Origin of the sequence: Liquorilactobacillus uvarum DSM 19971, from assembly GCF_001434935.1 — a bacterium.
Classification (GTDB): Bacteria; Bacillota; Bacilli; order Lactobacillales; family Lactobacillaceae; genus Liquorilactobacillus; species Liquorilactobacillus uvarum.
The window spans coordinates 1-19,473 of sequence record NZ_AZEG01000030.1 but is presented as its reverse complement, the minus strand read 5'-3'; the positions used below and the strand labels follow the sequence as shown (position 1 = coordinate 19,473).

Here is a 19,473-nt window from a genome sequence, read left to right as displayed (position 1 = left end):
GGTGAAATGATAACTAATCGTTTTGAGAGAGTGGATTCGAATACATGGGTGTATTTGAGTGCTAATGGTATTGCCGTGACGGGGACCCAAACGATTAATGGGCAGAAACTTTACTTTGATCAGAATGGTTATCAAGTTAAGGGACAGGCAGTTAGAGATCAAAACGGCAACTTGCGTTATTATGCTGTTGACAGTGGTGAAATGGTCCGAAATTGCTTTGTCCAGATAGCTGATGGTAGGTGGATATATTTAGATAATAATGGCATTGCTATGATTGGTGCTCAAACGATTAATGGACAACAGCTTTATTTTGATGAAAATGGTTATCAAATTAAGGGACAATTCGTCGTTAATAATGAAGACATCAAAAAATATTATGCTGCTGACAGTGGTGAACTAGTAAAAAACATTCAGTGATATTGAATGTGGCTAAACCAACTCTCTTTCCGGTACTTGCGGTACTTTTTGACAAAATAGTTACTTATTCTTTCATATCACTGAAAATGTTTTTGCTTTTCAAGCTGCAAATGTACTCTGATTGTGATCGCTTGCTTTGCATAGAAAAGTCTATACAATAAGAAGTGTAGAAGTGCTTTTTACTTTGTAACAGACAAGCAAAATTTTGAGGAGTGACTTGATGAGGAATTTTAAGAGACCGCTTTTTATGGTAAATCCTAAAACGTACGTCTATGGAAGTGATGTGGTCAAATTAGCCAAGTTAACAGAGAAGATAGCAAACAAATACGATCTTGATTGTCTTTTTACTAGCCAGCAGATTGACATTCCCGCGCTTAAGGAGAACACTGATAATTTGATTATTACAGCGCAGCATATGGATGCTGTTGGACCAGGAAAATTAGGCAGTGTGTTACCTGAAGCGCTGAGTTATTACGGGGTAGATGCGGTTGTGCTGAACCACTCCGAAGACCCTTTAACAGTCTCAGATCTGGATGGAAGTATAAAACGTGCTCGGAAGCTCGGAATGTTAAGTATTGCATGTGCTGATAGTTTTGAACAGTGCCGTGCAGTTGCAGAAATGCATCCGGACATAATGATCTGTGAGCCGGCTGATCTTGTTGGTTCTGGTAGTACGAGTGATGAGAGTTACGTTAAGCGAGCAATCGAAGCGGTTCATTCTGTTGACCCGAAGATTGCAGTTATTGCAGCCGCGGGCGTCGACGATGCGGGTGATGTTTCAAAAATGCTGACATGGGGTGCAGATGGCACCGGTGGAGCCAGTGGTATTGTGAAAGCTTCAAGCTGGGAAGAAAAGTTAGAAGAAATGATGTCTGCAATGTCAAAGTTTAAGTGAGTTAAAATAAAAACAAGAGGCTGGGTCGAATTGACCCGGTCTCTTGTTTTATTTTGTACTATAATGATTTACCGTATTGCCAGTAATCAGACTATTCATTAGCAGCGTCAGAGCTTATTTAAACCCGCAGATTGCATCTCACTTCCCCAAAGATCAACTGGAATCTCTACTTCGTAAACACATTTTTTATATTCAAGTAAGCTATTTTCATATTCACAAGCAATAGCAGCCCCACAAATACCTAACTTTTCAGCAATCTTTATTGCAAAATCGGAACACCAATCATCAGTCAATATTTTGCCCTGGAAGCAAATAAAATCATTGGCGGGTAACTGCAAAATATTTGGTGATGATTTTAAAGAACATTCATCTGTTATGAAAAAACCTATTTTTAGTGGAGTAATGATATTTTTTTTAAGGTCGTTTATATCCAATATAAGAACAAATTGTCTAAAAACCTCTAGTCCCTTGTAAGAAGCACTATGTCTGAGTTTTAAAAGATCGATATGGTACTGTTCACGAGTTTTATTTTTACAAGAAACACAAAGCAGGCGACGTTCATTTTTATGCAGCGAATAAGGGACATATCCGATATCATTATTGCCTTGAAATGAAAAGTAATTTTTATATCTATTAACCTCACGGACCAATTTTTGTAGCCGATTTATTTCAGAGTTGAGTCTTTTACTTTGCGCATCCAAATCTTTTTTTAGCTCATCTGTTGTTTGCGGGGTTGAATAAATAGTACGTATTTCATCGATGGATAAGCCAAGGCGACGCAGGTATTTGATTCTATCAATAATATGAAATTGTTCATATGAATAGTAACGATATCCATTTTGCGGATTGACGAAGTGCGGCATTAAAATACCAACTTTGCTGTAATAGCGTAAAGTCTGAACGGAGACATCAAATATTTTCGAAGTTTGTCCAATCGTGAATAATTCATTCAATATACCACCCACTGATAATCTAGTAAATCAAGTTACACATCATATACAGTTAAAGCATTTTTAAAGTCCTCAATTAAATCATTTACGTTTTCAATTCCTACCGATACTCGTAATAAACCATCTGTAATTCCTAACTTTAAGCGTTCATCTCTTGGCATGTCATAGTGTGAAGATGTTGCTGGATGTGAGACAGTTGTTCGGTACCCACCCAATGTCATTGCATAGTGTACAAAAGTGAGTTTATTGAGAAATTTATCAAGCAGAGGTTCATTTTCTGGAAGTTCAAAACTAAGCATTCCGCCATAGCCATTAGAAAACTGCTTTTTTGCTAATTGATGCTGAGAATGGTTAACCAAACCGATGTAATGAACTTTCTTTACAAACTTGCTGTTTTCTAAAAATTTGGCTAACTCAAGGGCGTTGTCTGATTGCTTTTTGACACGAAGATCCATAGTTCGCATTCCACGTTCGCAAAGCCAAGCATCGAATGGAGCTGCGGTTGTTCCCAGCAGGACCTGAAGATCATATGCTTTTTTGATAAATTCGTTAGAACCAGTGACTGAACCAAGACAGACATCGCTGTGTCCATTTGCAAACTTAGTTAAACTATTTACCACAATGTCTGCTCCTTGAGCTAAGGGAGATAAGAGATAAGAAGTTGCAAAAGTATTATCAATTATCAACTGACCCTGATGTTCATGAGTTAGAGCAGCAATTTTTTTTATGTCTATAGTATTAATCATCGGATTAGATATTGTTTCAGTATAAACGGCAACCGTGTGTTTTGTAAAAGCTTTTTCAACTTCATCCAAATCGGTAATGTTCACGAAGGTTACACTAACATCGTAAGTTTTAAGCTTTTCTAATAAGTCAATTGATTCCCCATAAAGTGTATGATCTGCAATTATATGGTCCCCAGAATGACAAGTTGTCAATAAGGTAGTCGAAATTGCGGCCATTCCAGAGGAACATACTATTGAATTCTGACCTTTCTCCAGATAAGTAACCAGCTCTGACAAGGCGTTTCTGTTTGGATTACGCGTCCGTATATAGGTATAACCTTGTTCCTTATAACGATTTTTTAAATCAGTTAGGTCATCAACGTTAAAGGCTGTTGTTAAATACAATGGAAGAGTTTCAGGTGTGCGAGCAATTTTTTTAACCCTAGTACCCTTATATAGAATATCTGTTTCACGTGTGTTTTCTTTCTTCATCATAATTCCTCCTATATTTTAGAATTATGGTTATTGTATTCTCTAAAGCGGGGATAGAGTCAAAAAATACTATTTACCTCCTTTTGGGCTTAATATTCTGGGCTTTATGCACTAAAAATAATAATAGATTCCATTATAATGCATAATAATTATCTTTGGGCGAAAAAAACAGGATTGTTGTTTTTAAAAACCTAAAGATATATTTGAACTAATAAACAAAATAATGGAAACGCTGCATGTCAATAAAACAAGGAGATAGTAGATCGCTTTGACTCTATACTAGCTACATAGTTAACAATAGTGGATAAATAGATTGGAGGACATTGATATGAAAAAAGGTAAAATCTACGGGATAGTGACTTGCATAATTATTCTCTTTATTGCTGTTGTTTTTGGATTTTCAAAAATGAAGGGTGCGGACAGCAGCAAAGCTTCAAATAAGACAATTCGGGTTCTGACATATGCTAATTGGAACCCCTTCGAATATTTGAAAAATGGTAAATTAGTCGGTTTCGATGTTGATTTGATCAAGGAGTTGTCTAAAGAAGCTGGGTACAAATATACGATTAAGAATGCGAGCTGGGAATCAATGTTTACCCAATTGCAGCAAGGAAAAGCTGATGTTGGCATTTCAGGAATAACTATTACATCAGATAGAGGTAAAACGTTTGCTTTTTCAAATCCATATTTTGTTTCACGTCAAAGTATAGTCGTTCCGCAGAATAGCACTGTAAAAAGCGCAAGTGATTTAAAAAATTCTAAAATTGCTGTCCAAACCGGTTCTACTGGACAAGAAGCAGCAAAAAAGCTGTTTGGCAAGGACAACTCTAAGATTTTGGCAACACAAAGCGGAGTTACTTTTCAAATGGTGATGCATGGGCAAGCTGATGCAGCGATAGGAGACAACACAAATAATGAAAAGTTTATTGAAAATAATAAAGAAAATAAGCTAAAAATTGTTAAGGATGATAAAGCCTTCACACCGGAATATTTTGGATTGATGTTTCCAAAAGGAACTTCTTATAAGAAGGCTTACGACAAAGCTTTGAAAAAATTGATTGCTGATGGAACATATCAAAAAATCTACAAGAAATGGTTTGGGGTAACTCCAAATACAAAAGAATTGTCTAAATTTAAATAATAGGGAGGTAATTAAATGACATCTTTTAACTTTCAATTGGTTATCGATTACTTGCCTTACTTTTTCAAAGGAATTATTTATACAATTGGATTTTCAATCGCTAGTATTGTTCTAGGGACAGTACTTGGGCTTTTGATAGCATTGGGTAAAATGCTTCCCAACAAACTATTAGCTGCACCTTTTAAAGGGTATGTGGGGTTGTTTAGAGGAACACCACTTTTGGTTCAGATTCTTGTAATCAATTTTGGAGTAGTGCCGCTGATTCTTGGAAAATCAAACAGTATAGTTGCCGGAATATTAGCTTTGTCTTTGAACTCAAGCGCATATATAGCTGAGATTTTTCGGTCAGGGATTCAAGCTGTTTCTGAGGGACAAGGAGAAGCTGCCGCAACTTTAGGTCTTACACCTAACCAGACAATGCTGCATATTATTTTACCGCAAGCTGTAAAAATAATTCTTCCTCCACTAGGAAATGAATTTATTAGTTTAATCAAAGATTCATCGTTGGCATCTGTAATATCTGCGCCTGAGGTAACGTATTGGGCGCAAGCTATGAATGCTCAGTATTATCGAGTATGGGAACCGTATTTGACATCTGGGCTGATTTATCTGATTTTAACTTTATCAATCAGTTCTATTTTGCACAGTGTAGAAAGAAGGTTATCTGTTAATGATTAGAATAGAGCATTTACAAAAAAAATTTGGTAATTCTGAAGTTTTAAAAGACATCAATTTTAAGGTCGAAAAAAATGATGTCGTTGTAATTATAGGTCCATCTGGTTCAGGAAAATCAACACTGCTTAGATGTGTAGCTAAGTTAGAAAATGCGACAAGCGGAGATATTTTCTTTAATGATACTAAAATGACAGAAGAAGATCATAAATTGTGTGAATTGAAAGGAAAACTTGGAATGGTTTTTCAACATTTCAATCTTTTCCCGAATCTGACTGTATTGCAAAATGTAACCTTGGCTCCAATTCTTGTAAAAAAAATTGATAAAAAAGAAGCTGGCAAGGACGCAAAATATTTACTGGATCTCGTTGGTCTGAAAGAAAAAGCAGATGCATATCCACATTCTCTCTCAGGAGGGCAAAAGCAAAGGGTGGCGATTGCAAGGTCACTTGCAATGCATCCTCAATTAATGTTGTTTGATGAACCAACATCTGCATTAGATCCTGAAATGGTAGGTGAAGTTTTGCAGGTAATGAAAAAGTTAGCTAACGAGGGTATGACAATGATTATCGTTACTCATGAAATGGGATTTGCGCGTCAAGTCAGCGATCGTGTTCTATTTATGGACGGAGGACACATTGTTGAAGAGAATACACCAGATGAGCTTTTTGATCATCCAGTCCATCAAAGAACACAGGACTTTTTGGCAAAAGTCCTAGTTTAAATAAAGTTGAGGTCTTTATATGAATGAACTTGTATATTCAATCGGAGCATTGCCAAGAGTTTGTCTTGATTATTTGAATGACAACGACATAGAAGTTGTTCTTGGAACTGGACATTTAGATATGGAAACATTTAAATCGATCGGTGAAAAAATCAGTATTCTTATTTTTCCTGATGTTCCATTCCCTACAGAGTTGTTGAAATGTCTTCCTAATTTACGTTTGATTGCAAGGTGTGGAGTCGGGATCGATAATTTACCGTTAGATGAATTGACAAAAAGAAAAATTCACGTAACGAATACAGAAGGGGTTAACGCTGATTCTGTTGCAGAGCTGACTGTCGGATTGATGCTGGCTCTGAGTCATAAAATCATCTCTGCAAACGATGAATCTCATAAAGGGGTAAAACAGTTATACGACAGGCATCTAACTGGCAGTGAATTAAGAGGTAAAACGGTTGGACTTATTGGTTATGGTCATATAGCAAAAAAAGTTGAAAATCTATTGGAAATTTTCGGGACTGATATTTTAGTTGCAAATCGATCCCCTAAAAAAATTAAGTACGGATGCCAAGTACCATTTGATACCTTGATTTGCAATGCGGACATTATTTCTTTGCATATTCCACTGGTCAAAGCAACAACAAACTTGATAGATGAAACTGCACTTAAACAAATGCACAAGGAAACATTATTGATTAACACATCTAGAGGCGGTCTGATCAATGAACAGGATTTATTCAAATTTTTAAAAAATGGTGAACTTGGTGGTGCTGCTTTAGATACTTTGCAAAATGAACCGATAGGTATGGACCATCCATTATTGAAACTACCTAACGTCATAATTACACCGCATATCGGAGCACAAACGACAGACACTATTGAAAAAACTGGATTGATGGTAGCTAAAGAGATAGTCAATTTTATAGAGACTGCCACTTTGCTGCATCCAGTAAATCACTTTAATTAAAATGGAGGCATCGGTATGAAAAATATTAATAAGTACGTGGAAGAGGCGCAACAATCAGGAATCAGGCATATCTCTGATTTTGTTGATGATACAAGTGATGTCATTCAATTAACAGTGGGGGAGATCGATTTACCTACGCCAGAGAAAACAAAATTAGCAGGGATCAATGCTATTAAAAAAAATTTTACAAAATATACTTCAAATGCTGGAACATTAGAACTGAGAAAAGTAATTTCTACTTTTGTAAGCAAGCATTATGGGATGGCATATGATTATAAAAATGAGATAACTGTGACAGTTGGAGTTAGTGAAGGCATTGATTTGACACTAAGAACTTTATGCAACGCTGGTGATGAAATTATAATGGCTTCGCCAGCCTATCCAGCTTATATTACATCGACCAAAATTGCAGGAGCAAAACCAATTTTTATTGATACCTCAAAAACTGATTTTAAATTAACACCTGAATTATTGAAAAGTGCTATTACTTCGAAAACCAAAGCTGTTATTCTGAATTATCCTAATAATCCAACTGGTACTATTTTATCAGTCGATGAATTAGCAGGGTTGGCGGAAGTTATCAAGAAAAATGATTTATATGTGATTACGGATGATGTTTATGATTTGTTGGTTTATGGGAGCATCAAGCAATCACCATCCATTGTTACATTACCGGGTATGAAAGAGCGTACGGTTGTTTTAAATGGGCTTTCAAAATCACATAGTATGACGGGTTGGCGCATAGGATACGTATTAGCACCAGAATCGATAAGTCAAGAGATGTTTAAGGTTCATCAAACTAATGTCGGTGGAGCATCTAGTATTTCACAGGCGGCAGCAATTGCTGCTATGACTGAAGATAGCGATAATCCAGCTAAGCTCGTCCCAATCTTTGCCAAACGTAAAAAATTCATTACTGATTACTTGGATAAACTGAACGTTCCATTTGTAAATCCTGAAGGTGCATTTTATATCTTTGCTGATATTCATTCTTTTAAAATGTCTTCATGGGATTTCTCGATTTGGCTTTTAAAAACGTATAAATTAGCTGTAGTTCCGGGAACAGCTTTTTCTGAATATGCTGAGGGATATATTAGAATATCATATGCTGCAGATTTGGCAACACTAAAAGAGGCGATGTCTCGTTTGGAATCAGCTCTCAAGAGTCTTAAGATTGTTAACGAATAAAAAAGCCTATGGAAAAGTGGAAGAAAAATGTAATTGTACTCTGGATAGGAACCTTCTTGGCTGGTGTTGGTTTTAGTGAAATCATGCCTTTTTTGACAATATATGTAAAGTCAATGAATGATATGTCTGAAAAAAAAGCTTTGTTTCTTAGTGGGATAGTTTACTCAGCTTCATATGTTGTCGTAATCTTGGTTTCTCCTTTTTGGGGGAAAATAGCTGATCGATATGGAAGACGAGCTATGTTGCTGCGCTGTTCATTAGGGATGACGATTACGATTACTCTAATGGGATTTGCTACGAATGTTTGGCAATTGATTTTGTTAAGATGTCTTCAAGGGCTTTCTGATGGTTATACGCCGAATGCACAAGCACTTATTATCTTGCAGGCGCCAAAGAAAAAATTGGGTAAAATAATGAATTTGCTTACAACTGGGTATGTGTCGGGAAACTTAATCGGCCCGATTGTCGGTGGAGTTTTTGCAGATTTTTTTTCAATTAGATGCACCTTTTTTATAACAGGTTTTTTACTATTTGTGGTTTTTTTGCTTAGTTTGTTTTTTGTAACAGAGAATAATGAAAAGATACAAAAAAAAGATAAAGAAAACACAGTCAGTTTCTGGAAGTATGTTCCCAATATTAAGTACTTGTTGATAATGTTACTGCTGACGACAGTAATTCAAGCGGGAAATGCATCCATAGTACCGATACTAACCTTTTTCATAAGACAAATAATCGGTTCCACAAGTCATTTGCTAATTCTTAGTGGGCTAGCCGCAGCTTTGCCAGGAGTTTCGAATATTTTATTTGCAGTTTCTATAGGTAAAGCGGCTGATAAATGGGGAGTTATACGCATTCTTTTTATGGGTATCTTTTTAACTATAGCAGTCAATCTTTTGCAAAGTATTACTGCAAGTTTGATTTTTTTATTCTTATTACGTTTTATGCTTGGAATTGCAGATGCAAGCACCCTTCCAGAGATACAACTTAGTATAACCCAGAATATAGAACGAAGGTTTATTGGAAGAGGATTAAGTTATAATCAATCGGCAAATGCTTTAGGTAGCATGCTAGGTACTTTGATTGGAACAAGTGTTTCAGCAGTTTGCAAAATAAAAAGCGTTTTTTTGCTAAATGCATTGTTGATTGCTCTAAGTGCGATGTTATTGATTATGCAAATCAGCAAAAAAAGTAGAAAAACATTTAGCTAGACATAAAAAGAAGGAGGCGAAGTATAAATGGTTGAAAAAATTCAAACGAGTATGGCACCAGATACCCTTGGTGCCTACTCTCAAGCAATAAAGATAGGAAATGCATTATATTGTTCAGGACAGATTGGAATTGAGCCTGCCACGAATAAGATGCAAAACTCAGATGCAGCGCTGCAAGCAAAACAAGCGTTAAGAAATTTAAAAGCGGTTATAAATGCAGCGGATTTTGACATTCAGGATGTTGTCAAAGCTACTATTTTTATGACAGATGTTAATGATTTTTCAAAAATCAATGAAGTTTATAACATATTTTTTAAAGATACCAATCATTATCCAGCACGATCAGCTGTCGGTGTTGCTGCTTTACCGGGTGGAGCAAAAGTCGAGATTCAAGTAGTATGTCAGAAACAGTAAATACAACAAAAGAAGAGAGGATGCATTTGGGGATCTGGGGGTATACCCCAGCCTTTGATCATCCTCTCTTCTTTTGTTTTTGTTAACTGGAAAACAAAAGCAACTATTTTTTTTGGTATCTAACTTTTCGCAAGGCAGCACGTTTGCCTGCAGATTTTTGGAAGATGGTTCCGGGTGTGATTAAAACACAAATTGCTAAAGCAAGGATGAAAAATGTCTTAGCAAGAACTGCTTCTGGAAAAACAAATAGCCCGATTAATGCTATGGTCAAGGCACTTAAAGAGATAGTTCCTTTTACTCTTGTTGAAATTTTAACCAGTCCTTTCATTGTTAAAAGTAGTGTATGAAATAGTATTATTTTGAATAAATGTCATCGATAATAATTTCTAGCATTATTATAGCACATTTTTTTCAGGCATTCCTAAAAAAATAAGGCAAACCGAACAATTCTGTTTATCTAAGGCAAATCACTATGAATTTTATTAATTAATAAAAATATTAACAAAAAAATCGCTGCAAAATTTAAAATTTGCGCGATCGAATGATTTTTTATGATATTGAAGCATGTATATGGAAATAGCTTGCTAGTATATTCAAACAGTTATTGCTTATATTTGAAGTGATAGTGAATCTCTGACGAAAAGGGTCAATGTTAAAACCGACCAAATAAATGGATAGCTATTCGGGTCTGAAAAACCGATCAACACTAACATTAAACCGAGTCCAATGGCTGTAATAGTCCAACCTAAACGTGAAATTTTACGATTGCTTGACTTATACTCTGGATGTTTGCGGATAAAAGGGCGTTCCCAAGAGAAATAATAAAGCAAATAGAGTCCAACTACCAAGCTGATGAGGAAGAGTAGATAGTGCGGAATCTCAATTATCTGTGTAAAAGAGTGTTGCAGATAAAGAGCAATTAGCAAGAACAAGAATGGAATGTTGTTAATCAAGCCGTATTTCCAGTTAAAATTCATTAATTTACCTCACTTGTATTAAATAAAGATATGTAACTTTTTCAATTTCAGATGTTACCATAAATTAAAAATAAAATAAATGTTATTTTGCATTTGATTGAGCAGAATTGATAAGTAAAGGACATTATGCCTATTCTAAAAAATTAAACCAGATAATTTGTTGATCGCTACAAAAAAAGTTAGAAGTTAAACTAAAAGACCTTCTAACTGAAATAATGGTGGACTGGTTTTTTATTTTTTTAGACTTTCTTTTGAAAAAACATAATTTATTTTCCATCGAACATTAGAGCAACTAGTTCATTAGCTGTAATACCGACAATCGGGAACTGTAACAAGATTCGATTTATTACTTGGTAAACAGTTGCAGGATCAAAAGATATTCCCTCTAAAACATTAGCAAATTTCTGCGGATCAATGTCACTGAAGAAGTCGCCGCTAATGTGGACATCAGTTAATTTGTTTTTTTTTAGTGTAAATCTAAGTTGAACTAAACCTGCTCCATTGAAATATTGCTTTTTTAAATAATTCGATTGTGCAGCGGGGGTATAAACAATGCTGTTATGAAATTTTTCTTTTGCGATCTTATCAATTCGTTCTTCGTCTTTCTGATTTAGGTGGTAAATTATTTGCGATGCACTATTAAAAATAGCAGCATTCAGATGATGTTTAAATTTGGCAGGGGACCAAGATGGATGCTGCTGTTTCAAATTGCCAGTTCTCTGATGTACAGATAAAATACCCTTCGCTTTCAGTTTAACGGAATCAGCATGTAAAACATTACTCATAACCGTTTGATTAGGTTCAAATAAGAGACTTCCATGGTGTAAGCAGCGATCGTTTGTTAGATATTGTGCATTGCCAGAAACTTTGAATTTATTAGTATCAATAAGATCATTTCGACTATCAGGTGTAACGAAAAAGCCTATTTGATGAAGCGCACTCGTTATCAACTGCATGCCATTCGAAAAATCAATGATTTTTTTATTGATTGGACGAATAAGGGTAAACTGGCAACTTCCCTCGTCAGTATAAATTGTCCCGCCTCCTGAAAGGCGCCGTATGACATTGATATTATGCTGTTTAGCATATTTCAAGTTCACTTCAGTATCGACTTCTTGATACTTCCCCAGCATAACCGTTGGAGTAGTTGACCAAAGCATGAAAATAGAATCAGTAAATTTTTTTTCAGTCACCAAGTAATACTCCAATGCGAAATTATGACACGCGTCAAGTGATGCTACAGGTATTGTAATCATTTTCCGTAAACTGCCATCAATTCTTCTTTGGCTTTGTAAGAACTGCGAACTAAAGGTGAACTGGCAATAAATTTAAAGCCACGTGCTTTAGCTTCATGGTAATATTTTTGATAACGTTCGATCGGAACCCATTCGTGTAATTTGTAATGTTTCTCAGATGGTTGGACGTATTGCCCAATAGTTAAAAAATCAACATTAACTGCACGTAGATCGTCCATCAAAGTATAGACTTCTTTATCTGTTTCACCTAAACCTAACATAATACCTGTCTTGACAAATGTTTTTGGAGTAGCATGTTCTTTGACATATTTTAGAACACTCAAGGATGTAGAGTACGTTGCCCGATGACGAACTTTGGGTGTGATTGAACGGACTGTTTCCATGTTGTGATTGAAGACATCTGGCTTGGCTGCAATTATTTTATCTAAACAGTCTGTTTGACCTTGGAAATCGGGAGTTAAAACTTCAATTGTTGTTTTGGGTGTAATTTCACGCAATGCATGAATTGTGCGTACAAATTGATCCGCTCCGAGATCAGGTAAATCGTCTCGATCTACACTGGTTACTACAACGTGAGTTAGGCCCAGCTTTTTGGTGGCTTGGGCAACACGCAATGGTTCGGAAAGATCCACTGGCTTAGGATGACCATGCGGAACATCGCAGAAACGACAGGCACGGGTGCAATTAGGCCCAAGTATCATAAAGGAAGCAGTTCCGTTACCGAAACATTCACCTAAGTTAGGGCAGTTTGCTTCGGCACAAACAGTATTTAACTTTAAGCCGGAGAGAAGTTTATTCATGCGATCAACTTTTTTTTGGTCGTAGGTAACTTTTAACCATGCCGGTTTCGGTGTTTCTATATTTTCTTGTTTCATGCTGTCACCTCAACTTTCTGAAACTTCAATTAATGCAACAAGGTCGCCAACTGTGACTGTTTGACCTGATTCAACTTTTTGTTCTTTTAAAATTCCAGTTTCTTGACTTTCAACTTGACTAACGACTTTGTCTGTTTCAACTTCAAACAAAACTTCACCGCTGCTAATCTTATCACCGATATCTTTATTCCACTCTCCAAAAAAATATTGATCTGATTTAGAACTCAATTTTGGCATATGAATTTCTTTTATCATAATTAAAATCTCCCTTCACAAAGTCTTCATTTTCTTAAATATAGCACTAAGTTCCGATTCAGTAAATAGCGCTTTCAAAATTGTGGTTAGGGTATAATGCTTAAATTAAAACAAATTTTTTTGAATTTAAAAAATTGAATTGAAAGAAAATTAGAATATTACAGCTTGCCAAAAAGGAAGCTGAGTCAAAAAGTATATTTGACTCGGCTCCCTTGTTTTAACTTTGTATTATACAAATTAACGTGTGGCAAACTCAGATTCTTTTAACTTAATCTGAGTTTACTGATGACATGGCCAGCAACAAACAAGACTCATAGTCTACTGCCGTTGCCTAAAGTTTTCCAATTTGAAATATCCCCTCAAAATATTGAAACATTGTTTTCTTAGTATAAGTATTAATATGGAATACTTTTTAAGTTTACTTGTATAGTTCTTTCAGTCGGTCAACATCAGATTGTTGAATACTATAGTCAGAACCCTGAGGCTGCATAACTGAGACATGATCAGTAACATGATCCAATCCCATCGCATGCCCCAATTCATGTTCGGCGGTATTGATTTTGCGTGCAGTCGAATAATAATTGAGGTAATACAGATTAAGCTTTGCAACTGCGTGCGTCATGACTTTTTTGTTTGTTAACGGATTAATCAGTAATCTTGTTTCCGTTACACCGGCTTGTGCTGTGTTGCTCTCATTTTCAGTAGTCAAAATGATGTCAGCTTGTTCCTTATTGTTAGTTGTTACCAACTTGAAAATTTTAAATTTGTTCCAATTATTAAGTGCTTGCTCCCAAACATAACGATAATCGGAAGATACATTTGCGGGAATATCCAAGTAGACGCTGGCTGTATTTTTAGGCCAAACAGCTCCGGTTGTACTTGTTGAATCAGAAGTGGTGCTCGAGGATGTAGAGGAAGAAGAACCTTGAGAATCATCTTGTCCATTTACTGAACTTGTCGAGTTGCTTGAACTGTCATCAGTAGAACTGGAACTACTTTCGGATGAGGAAGATTCTTGGAGCGGTACTTGCTGTGGTGTTTCTAGTAGTGAGGAAACTTGTTCGATTTTATTGCTTATCCATTTTTTGCCATATTCAATATTTGGAGGATTTTGAAAACAATAAGCGAGCAATGCACCTAGAAACAGCAATTTCACAAACCTAAAAGGTTTCATATCATCACCTCTCAATTTTAGGCTGTGATTTGATTATACATGATTTTTAGCGTGTAAAATTAAAAAATAGCTTAAGGATTTAATAATTTTCTGAGCTAAAGGAAAATACTTGCAAAATGCGTATTTACTATTTGAAGGGTGATTTTTACTATGAAGGGATGAGAAAAATGGATAAGGAAAAAATTTTTGAAAAAATAAATTCTCAATTTAAGCAACAAATGAATATTAAATATGGATTTAAGGAAAAGAAACGAATCAACCAACTTGGCTTTAACAATTTAAAAAAGATAGTCGATGAAATTTCTCCCACCTATGTCTTGGAAATGTTCTATTTTGAAGAGGCAAAAAAGACCTATTTGACCAGCTTACCGGAGGATGAAACCAAAGAGTTTATGAATTTGACTAAGTTTTTGCACAATGTGAAAAATGATAATTTGAAGACAATTGAAGAGTTAAAAGAAAAATATATTTTAAATGAAGAAAACTATGATCTGTATCTTCAGTATTTTGGTGATATTTGCCGTTACTGTGATGAATACGAAATGGCAGAGAAAATTTATGGATTTCAGCTTGAGCAGGGTTTAACAGACGGATTTATTGGTTTTGGGTTACTTGACAAAAAAATATGTGAGTATTTAGAAGCAGGAAAATGCTTCATGTATGGACATAAAATAGGCAATAAAAAAGCAGCTTATAATTTAGGCTGCCTCTATTATGAGGTGGGGCAGACAGAATTTGCAGAGTATTGGTTTAAAACGGCTATTAAAGAAAATGCTGATGTTGATGCATTAGCCGAGTTAGGTTGTCTATACCAAAATAGCGGAAAAGTTAAAAAAAGTAGTCAATTAAAGAAAATAGCTGAAAAATTAATGTTCAAAGAAGATGAGTTAACAATTACGGAAGAAATGATTTGGAATAAAATGCGTGAAACAGAAGATGAAAGGGCTTAAGCATTTCTAGAAATGTATTAGCAGTTAGCTAAAGTTTGTCTTGCAACAGAATGTTAATGATTAGAAATACTTTAACAATATATCAGTACCAAAATATGGACCTCTTTACAAGAAGAGTTTTTGGCCTTAGAATAATTAAATAGCGATTAGCTAAGGATTAAAAAAAAGTAAGTATCGAGGGTGATAAGTTGCAAAATGAACACCGAATAACTAGCAATATTATAAAAGGATCACTTGGAAATATGGTCGAATGGTTTGATTGGTACATATACGCATCTTTTTCGATTTATTTTGCAGGTTCATTTTTTCCTAGCCAAAATCAAACAGCCGAACTTTTAAGTACAGCAGCAGTTTTTGCCATTGGATTTCTAATGCGGCCCTTTGGCAGTTTTGTGATGGGAAAGTATGCTGATCAGCACGGACGCCGTTCAGCTTTAACGCTCTCTGTTAGTATTATGGCAGCGGGATCTTTGTTGATTGCTCTAGTCCCAACTTATCAAACCATCGGAATTTTTTCACCTATTATTTTGGTATTGATTAGGATGATCCAAGGACTTTCTTTAGGTGGGGAATATGGAATTTCTGCTACTTATTTGTCAGAAATGGCCAGCTCTAATAGACGTGGTTTTTACGCATCATTTCAATATGTTACTTTGATCAGTGGACAACTGCTGGCTCTTTTAATCCAAATTGTTTTGCAATTTTATTTAACGGATACACAATTGAAGGCTTGGGCATGGCGCATTCCATTCGTTTTTGGAGCGATAGGAGCAATAATAGTTTTGTATTTGCGATTATCAATGGATGAAACTGCTCAGTATGAAAAAGCGGCCAAAAAGTCTAATGCTAAGGGGACGTTAGCTTTGTTAACGAAGTACCCCAAGCAAGTAATGACAGTCATAGGTTTAACTTTTGGTGGAACGATCGCCTTCTACACTTATACGACCTACATGCAGAAATATATGGTAAATACATTAGGACTGCCAACTCATTTAGTAACTTTGATAAATTTTGCTGCATTATTTATTTTTATGATTTTGCAACCAGTTTTTGGACATATCTCAGATAAGGTTGGACGCAAACCGCTACTTTATTGGTTTGGTATTTTAGGTACGTTGTTGACAGTTCCAATTTTTAAAGGTTTAAAAGCACTGGATAATCCATTCGCGGCCTTTCTTTTGATGTTGGCAGGTTTACTGATTGTTAGTGGTTACACATCAATTAATGCTATTGTAAAAGCTGAATTGTTTCCAACTGAGATTCGTGCCTTAGGAGTTGGATTTCCTTATGGTCTGACTGTTGCAGTCTTTGGTGGAACAGTTGAATATGTTGCACTCTGGTTGAAAAACATCCAGCACGAATCGTGGTTCTTTTACTATGTTTCTGCAGCCATTTTGGTTAGTTTGATTGTTTATTATAGAATGGCTGAAACAACTAAGAATTCGCATTTGGATAGATAATGTTTTCATATGCGCTAACTTAATTTTAACTAAATAAGGTATTAAAAAGAGAGGGATAATGAGTCCTTCTTTTTTATTTAGAAATTTTTTGTTTGCTAATGATTGCACGCTGTAGTAAACGTTTACAAAAGAAGAAGGAATGATTATAATAAGAGGTGTTAAAAGATGCAACCAGCTCCATAGTATAAATTTTTCACCATCTAACTGATAGTTGTCAGGTAGTTGGGCCCTCAAGCTAGTTGTTTCATATTAAGGAAGAAGAACTTAGAGTTTAATTTTTTAATGATAGGCTGAGCTTGATAATAAAAATTGATTACTTTTAGATGTAAATGATTTAAATAAAGCTAAGGAGGTTTTAATATGGAAAAATTAAACAATAAACGCTGGTGGGGAAAAGAAATAGTCTATCAAGTATATCCTAGGTCTTTTCAGGATACCAATAATGATGGTATTGGTGACCTACAAGGAATAATTGAACATCTTGATTATATTAAATCATTAGGGGTATCGACAATTTGGATTTCGCCAATTTACAAATCACCCATGTTTGATATGGGCTATGATATCTCAGACTATCAAGATATCGATCCGCAGTTTGGAACGATGGATGACTTTGATGAACTTTTACAAGAAGCCAAAAAAAGAAAAATCAAAATTATTATGGATCTTGTAGTAAATCACACTTCAGATCAGCATGAGTGGTTTCAGAGAGCATTGTCATCACCCACTAGTCCTTATCGCGAGTATTATATTTTTAAAACTACGAGAGACGAAAAAAAACCAAATAATTGGCGATCAATTTTTGGTGGATCTACGTGGACTGAAGTCCAAGGGGAACCAGGAACGTATTATTTTCACACATTTGCAGCCCAACAGCCAGATTTGAATTGGGAAAATCCCGAATTACGACGAAAAATATATCAGATGATTAATTGGTGGCTTGACAAGGGAATAGCTGGTTTTCGTATTGATGCAATTACACACCTTAAGAAAGATCTTGACTGGGCAAGTATACCAGCAGATGGCATTGATGGTTTAGCAGCCGTCATTAAAAAGGGACAAAATCGGCCGGGATTGGACTTGTTTTTAAATGAATTAAAACGTGAAACTTTTGATAAATATAATGCACTAACGGTTGGCGAAGCTTATGGAGTACCAGCAGAAGATCTGAAAAAATTTATTGGACCGAATGGATATTTTTCAATGATTTTTGATTTCAGCTACATGAATATTGAGGTCAAGAGCGCTGATGAATGGTATCGTGGTAAAACAAATTGGACTATAGCAGAGCTAAAGCATGCCTTCTTTAACAGTCAACGTGCGGTAAAAATAGCACAAGGATGGTCAGCAAATGTCTTGGAAAATCATGATCAACCGCGTGTGTTGTCAAAACTGATTAAGAACACTTACGAACAGACTCCTAACGCAGCTAAGGCTTTAGCAACCATGTATTATTTTTTACCTGGAACACCATTTATTTACCAAGGACAGGAACTGGGAATGAAGAATTTTAAACGTGAAAAGATAGATGATTTTAATGATGTTTCGTCAATTAATAATTACAAGATGGCATTGCAAGAGGGATATTCGCATGCGAAAGCTTTGGAAATAGTGAACAGTAAGTCAAGGGATAATGCACGAACACCGATGCAATGGAATGATGAAGAGTTTGGTGGCTTTTCTAAAAGTAAACCATGGTTAAAAATGGGAAATGATAGAGAAGGAATTGATGTTAGGACAGAGGATAAAAAAAGTGATTCAGTTTTGAATTACTATCGCAAGTTGGGGCAATTAAGAAGAAGACCAGAATATCAAGATATTTTTGTAAAAGGTGAATTAGAGGAAATTCAAGATGTTCCCACAAATGTTGTTGCCTATAGACGTGTTCTTAATAACAGGCAAGTAATAGTATTGGTTAATTTAAGTAATGAAAAACAAATGTTGCAGAATTTTGGAGGAGACATTATTTTGAATAATCAGCAAACATTGCAAAAAGATGGAGAAAAATTAATTTTATTAGCATATCAAGCGCTGCTTTTAGAAAAATAAAAAATTTTAAATCAAGCGTTATATCGTTTATTTCTTTTATATTTTGGGACTACATATTAAAATTTTAGTTTGAAGACTGTTCTTTTTTTAGTAGAATATGCTGTGGACTAAAGCTTCAAAGTATAAAAGGATGTGGCAAGTTTGAATTTGTGGAATAGAAAAGATAATAAGACATACTTGACCAATATTTTATTGGTTAATATGCTGATATTATTTGTTGTAATGCCAGTTTTAGTGATGAGTGGCAACTGGCTTTTGGATGCGGATGAATATAGCTATGTCTTCTCTCATACGTATACATCTTATTTGACATTAGCAGGTGGAATTCTATTTGTCATTTTACTATTGTATGCGGCATATTTTGAATACATTTTTCTCTTACTTTGTAGTTATAGTTATTCTAAACGGAAGTATTTTTCAACTTACTTCATCTTACAAAGTAGTCTAAAAAAAGCGACAGCGATTTTTTCAACGAAAATACTTTTTTTTACGTTTTACTTTTTGCTGATCTTACCGTTCAGTGGAACAGGGTACACGTCAGAGTTACTATCCAAAATTAAAGTTCCAATTTTTATTTTGGATTATATTTTTAAAGAACGACATCTGTTTATTTCATTAGTTGTACTGTTTGCTCCTATGTCAATAAATGGCACATCTTTTTCTAAACACTCGTTCTAATTCTGT

At 35.2% G+C, this 19,473-nt stretch carries 20 protein-coding genes and 1 pseudogene; 14 read left to right on the top strand and 7 right to left on the bottom strand.

Going from position 1 to position 19,473, the window contains the following annotated elements; all coding sequences use genetic code 11:
* Positions 1-417 (top strand): annotated as a pseudogene (locus tag FD20_RS10515) (hypothetical protein); the annotation flags it as partial.
* Positions 418-637: 220 nt separating this feature from the next.
* A complete protein-coding gene (locus FD20_RS10510) occupies positions 638-1,312 on the top strand; it encodes a triose-phosphate isomerase (protein ID WP_057738415.1) in 675 nt (224 codons plus the stop codon).
* Positions 1,313-1,419: 107 nt separating this feature from the next.
* On the opposite strand, the gene FD20_RS10505 is transcribed toward FD20_RS10510, so the two are convergent.
* Together FD20_RS10505 and FD20_RS10500 are read right to left on the bottom strand one after the other, a co-directional pair.
* Positions 1,420-2,265 (bottom strand): MerR family transcriptional regulator, encoded by an 846-nt coding sequence (locus FD20_RS10505; protein WP_057738414.1) that lies wholly within the window; start codon positions 2,263-2,265, stop codon positions 1,420-1,422.
* A gap of 32 nt (positions 2,266-2,297) precedes the next feature.
* Complete coding sequence (locus tag FD20_RS10500) at positions 2,298-3,479, bottom strand: trans-sulfuration enzyme family protein (RefSeq protein ID WP_057738412.1); 1,182 nt, start codon at positions 3,477-3,479, stop codon at positions 2,298-2,300.
* A gap of 328 nt (positions 3,480-3,807) precedes the next feature.
* On the opposite strand from FD20_RS10500, the gene FD20_RS10495 reads away from it, so the two are divergent.
* The 8 genes from FD20_RS10495 (at position 3,808) to FD20_RS10460 (ending at position 10,140) form a co-directional block, all read left to right on the top strand.
* Positions 3,808-4,620: a basic amino acid ABC transporter substrate-binding protein gene (locus FD20_RS10495; protein WP_057738411.1), complete on the top strand. Its 813-nt coding sequence runs from the start codon at positions 3,808-3,810 to the stop codon at positions 4,618-4,620.
* A gap of 15 nt (positions 4,621-4,635) precedes the next feature.
* The gene (locus FD20_RS10490; protein WP_057738409.1) at positions 4,636-5,298 is read left to right on the top strand and encodes an amino acid ABC transporter permease; all 663 of its coding nucleotides are present in this window, start codon (positions 4,636-4,638) and stop codon (positions 5,296-5,298) included.
* On the top strand, positions 5,291-6,016 hold the full coding sequence (locus FD20_RS10485) for an amino acid ABC transporter ATP-binding protein (RefSeq protein WP_057738407.1): 726 nt from the start codon (positions 5,291-5,293) through the stop codon (positions 6,014-6,016). The genes FD20_RS10490 and FD20_RS10485 overlap by 8 nt, the downstream gene beginning before the upstream one ends.
* Positions 6,017-6,035: 19 nt before the next feature.
* Positions 6,036-6,983, top strand: a complete 948-nt coding sequence (locus tag FD20_RS10480; RefSeq protein ID WP_057738405.1) for a 2-hydroxyacid dehydrogenase — start codon at positions 6,036-6,038, stop codon at positions 6,981-6,983.
* Positions 6,984-6,998: 15 nt separating this feature from the next.
* Entirely contained in the window at positions 6,999-8,171 is a 1,173-nt protein-coding gene (locus FD20_RS10475) for a pyridoxal phosphate-dependent aminotransferase (RefSeq protein WP_057738403.1), read from the top strand.
* An 8-nt stretch (positions 8,172-8,179) separates the two neighbouring features.
* Positions 8,180-9,379 carry an MFS transporter gene (locus tag FD20_RS10470; RefSeq protein ID WP_057738401.1) on the top strand — a complete coding sequence of 400 codons (1,200 nt, stop codon included), beginning with the start codon at positions 8,180-8,182 and terminating at the stop codon, positions 9,377-9,379.
* Positions 9,380-9,406: 27 nt separating this feature from the next.
* Positions 9,407-9,793, top strand: coding sequence for a Rid family detoxifying hydrolase (locus FD20_RS10465; protein WP_057738399.1), 387 nt, complete (start codon positions 9,407-9,409; stop codon positions 9,791-9,793).
* A 143-nt stretch (positions 9,794-9,936) separates the two neighbouring features.
* The gene (locus FD20_RS10460) at positions 9,937-10,140 is read left to right on the top strand and encodes a hypothetical protein (protein ID WP_057738397.1); all 204 of its coding nucleotides are present in this window, start codon (positions 9,937-9,939) and stop codon (positions 10,138-10,140) included.
* Positions 10,141-10,401: 261 nt separating this feature from the next.
* On the opposite strand, the gene FD20_RS10455 is transcribed toward FD20_RS10460, so the two are convergent.
* From FD20_RS10455 to FD20_RS10435, 5 genes are all read right to left on the bottom strand, one after another.
* Positions 10,402-10,770, bottom strand: a complete 369-nt coding sequence (locus FD20_RS10455) for a hypothetical protein (protein ID WP_057738395.1) — start codon at positions 10,768-10,770, stop codon at positions 10,402-10,404.
* Between the two features lie 266 nt (positions 10,771-11,036).
* Positions 11,037-12,026 (bottom strand): lipoate--protein ligase, encoded by a 990-nt coding sequence (locus FD20_RS10450; protein WP_057738393.1) that lies wholly within the window; start codon positions 12,024-12,026, stop codon positions 11,037-11,039.
* A complete protein-coding gene (gene lipA, locus FD20_RS10445; RefSeq protein ID WP_057738391.1) occupies positions 12,023-12,901 on the bottom strand; it encodes a lipoyl synthase in 879 nt (292 codons plus the stop codon). The genes FD20_RS10450 and lipA overlap by 4 nt, the downstream gene beginning before the upstream one ends.
* Positions 12,902-12,910: 9 nt before the next feature.
* The gene (locus FD20_RS10440; protein ID WP_057738389.1) at positions 12,911-13,156 is read right to left on the bottom strand and encodes a biotin/lipoyl-containing protein; all 246 of its coding nucleotides are present in this window, start codon (positions 13,154-13,156) and stop codon (positions 12,911-12,913) included.
* 418 nt (positions 13,157-13,574) lie between these two features.
* On the bottom strand, positions 13,575-14,330 hold the full coding sequence (locus tag FD20_RS10435) for a matrixin family metalloprotease (RefSeq protein WP_057738387.1): 756 nt from the start codon (positions 14,328-14,330) through the stop codon (positions 13,575-13,577).
* 167 nt (positions 14,331-14,497) lie between these two features.
* On the opposite strand from FD20_RS10435, the gene FD20_RS10430 reads away from it, so the two are divergent.
* The 4 genes from FD20_RS10430 (at position 14,498) to FD20_RS10415 (ending at position 19,467) form a co-directional block, all read left to right on the top strand.
* On the top strand, positions 14,498-15,280 hold the full coding sequence (locus tag FD20_RS10430) for an SEL1-like repeat protein (protein WP_157060911.1): 783 nt from the start codon (positions 14,498-14,500) through the stop codon (positions 15,278-15,280).
* Positions 15,281-15,522: 242 nt separating this feature from the next.
* A complete protein-coding gene (locus FD20_RS10425; RefSeq protein WP_420864744.1) occupies positions 15,523-16,740 on the top strand; it encodes an MFS transporter in 1,218 nt (405 codons plus the stop codon).
* A gap of 360 nt (positions 16,741-17,100) precedes the next feature.
* Positions 17,101-18,789, top strand: a complete 1,689-nt coding sequence (locus tag FD20_RS10420; RefSeq protein ID WP_057738381.1) for an alpha-glucosidase — start codon at positions 17,101-17,103, stop codon at positions 18,787-18,789.
* 141 nt (positions 18,790-18,930) lie between these two features.
* On the top strand, positions 18,931-19,467 hold the full coding sequence (locus FD20_RS10415) for a glycerophosphoryl diester phosphodiesterase membrane domain-containing protein (RefSeq protein ID WP_057738380.1): 537 nt from the start codon (positions 18,931-18,933) through the stop codon (positions 19,465-19,467).
* The last annotated feature ends 6 nt before the right edge of the window (positions 19,468-19,473 follow it).

Excerpts from the sequence above, each read along its gene's own strand:
- FD20_RS10510 (WP_057738415.1), top strand. The coding sequence starts at position 638 with ATGAGGAATTTTAAGAGACCGCTTTTTATGGTAAATCCTAAAACGTAC.
- FD20_RS10500 (WP_057738412.1), bottom strand. The coding sequence starts at position 3,479 with ATGAAGAAAGAAAACACACGTGAAACAGATATTCTATATAAGGGTACT.
- FD20_RS10495 (WP_057738411.1), top strand. The coding sequence starts at position 3,808 with ATGAAAAAAGGTAAAATCTACGGGATAGTGACTTGCATAATTATTCTC.
- FD20_RS10490 (WP_057738409.1), top strand. The coding sequence starts at position 4,636 with ATGACATCTTTTAACTTTCAATTGGTTATCGATTACTTGCCTTACTTT.
- FD20_RS10485 (WP_057738407.1), top strand. The coding sequence starts at position 5,291 with ATGATTAGAATAGAGCATTTACAAAAAAAATTTGGTAATTCTGAAGTT.
- FD20_RS10480 (WP_057738405.1), top strand. The coding sequence starts at position 6,036 with ATGAATGAACTTGTATATTCAATCGGAGCATTGCCAAGAGTTTGTCTT.
- FD20_RS10475 (WP_057738403.1), top strand. The coding sequence starts at position 6,999 with ATGAAAAATATTAATAAGTACGTGGAAGAGGCGCAACAATCAGGAATC.
- FD20_RS10470 (WP_057738401.1), top strand. The coding sequence starts at position 8,180 with ATGGAAAAGTGGAAGAAAAATGTAATTGTACTCTGGATAGGAACCTTC.
- FD20_RS10465 (WP_057738399.1), top strand. The coding sequence starts at position 9,407 with ATGGTTGAAAAAATTCAAACGAGTATGGCACCAGATACCCTTGGTGCC.
- FD20_RS10455 (WP_057738395.1), bottom strand. The coding sequence starts at position 10,770 with ATGAATTTTAACTGGAAATACGGCTTGATTAACAACATTCCATTCTTG.
- FD20_RS10450 (WP_057738393.1), bottom strand. The coding sequence starts at position 12,026 with ATGATTACAATACCTGTAGCATCACTTGACGCGTGTCATAATTTCGCA.
- lipA (WP_057738391.1), bottom strand. The coding sequence starts at position 12,901 with ATGAAACAAGAAAATATAGAAACACCGAAACCGGCATGGTTAAAAGTT.
- FD20_RS10440 (WP_057738389.1), bottom strand. The coding sequence starts at position 13,156 with ATGATAAAAGAAATTCATATGCCAAAATTGAGTTCTAAATCAGATCAA.
- FD20_RS10435 (WP_057738387.1), bottom strand. The coding sequence starts at position 14,330 with ATGAAACCTTTTAGGTTTGTGAAATTGCTGTTTCTAGGTGCATTGCTC.
- FD20_RS10430 (WP_157060911.1), top strand. The coding sequence starts at position 14,498 with ATGGATAAGGAAAAAATTTTTGAAAAAATAAATTCTCAATTTAAGCAA.
- FD20_RS10425 (WP_420864744.1), top strand. The coding sequence starts at position 15,523 with ATGGTCGAATGGTTTGATTGGTACATATACGCATCTTTTTCGATTTAT.
- FD20_RS10420 (WP_057738381.1), top strand. The coding sequence starts at position 17,101 with ATGGAAAAATTAAACAATAAACGCTGGTGGGGAAAAGAAATAGTCTAT.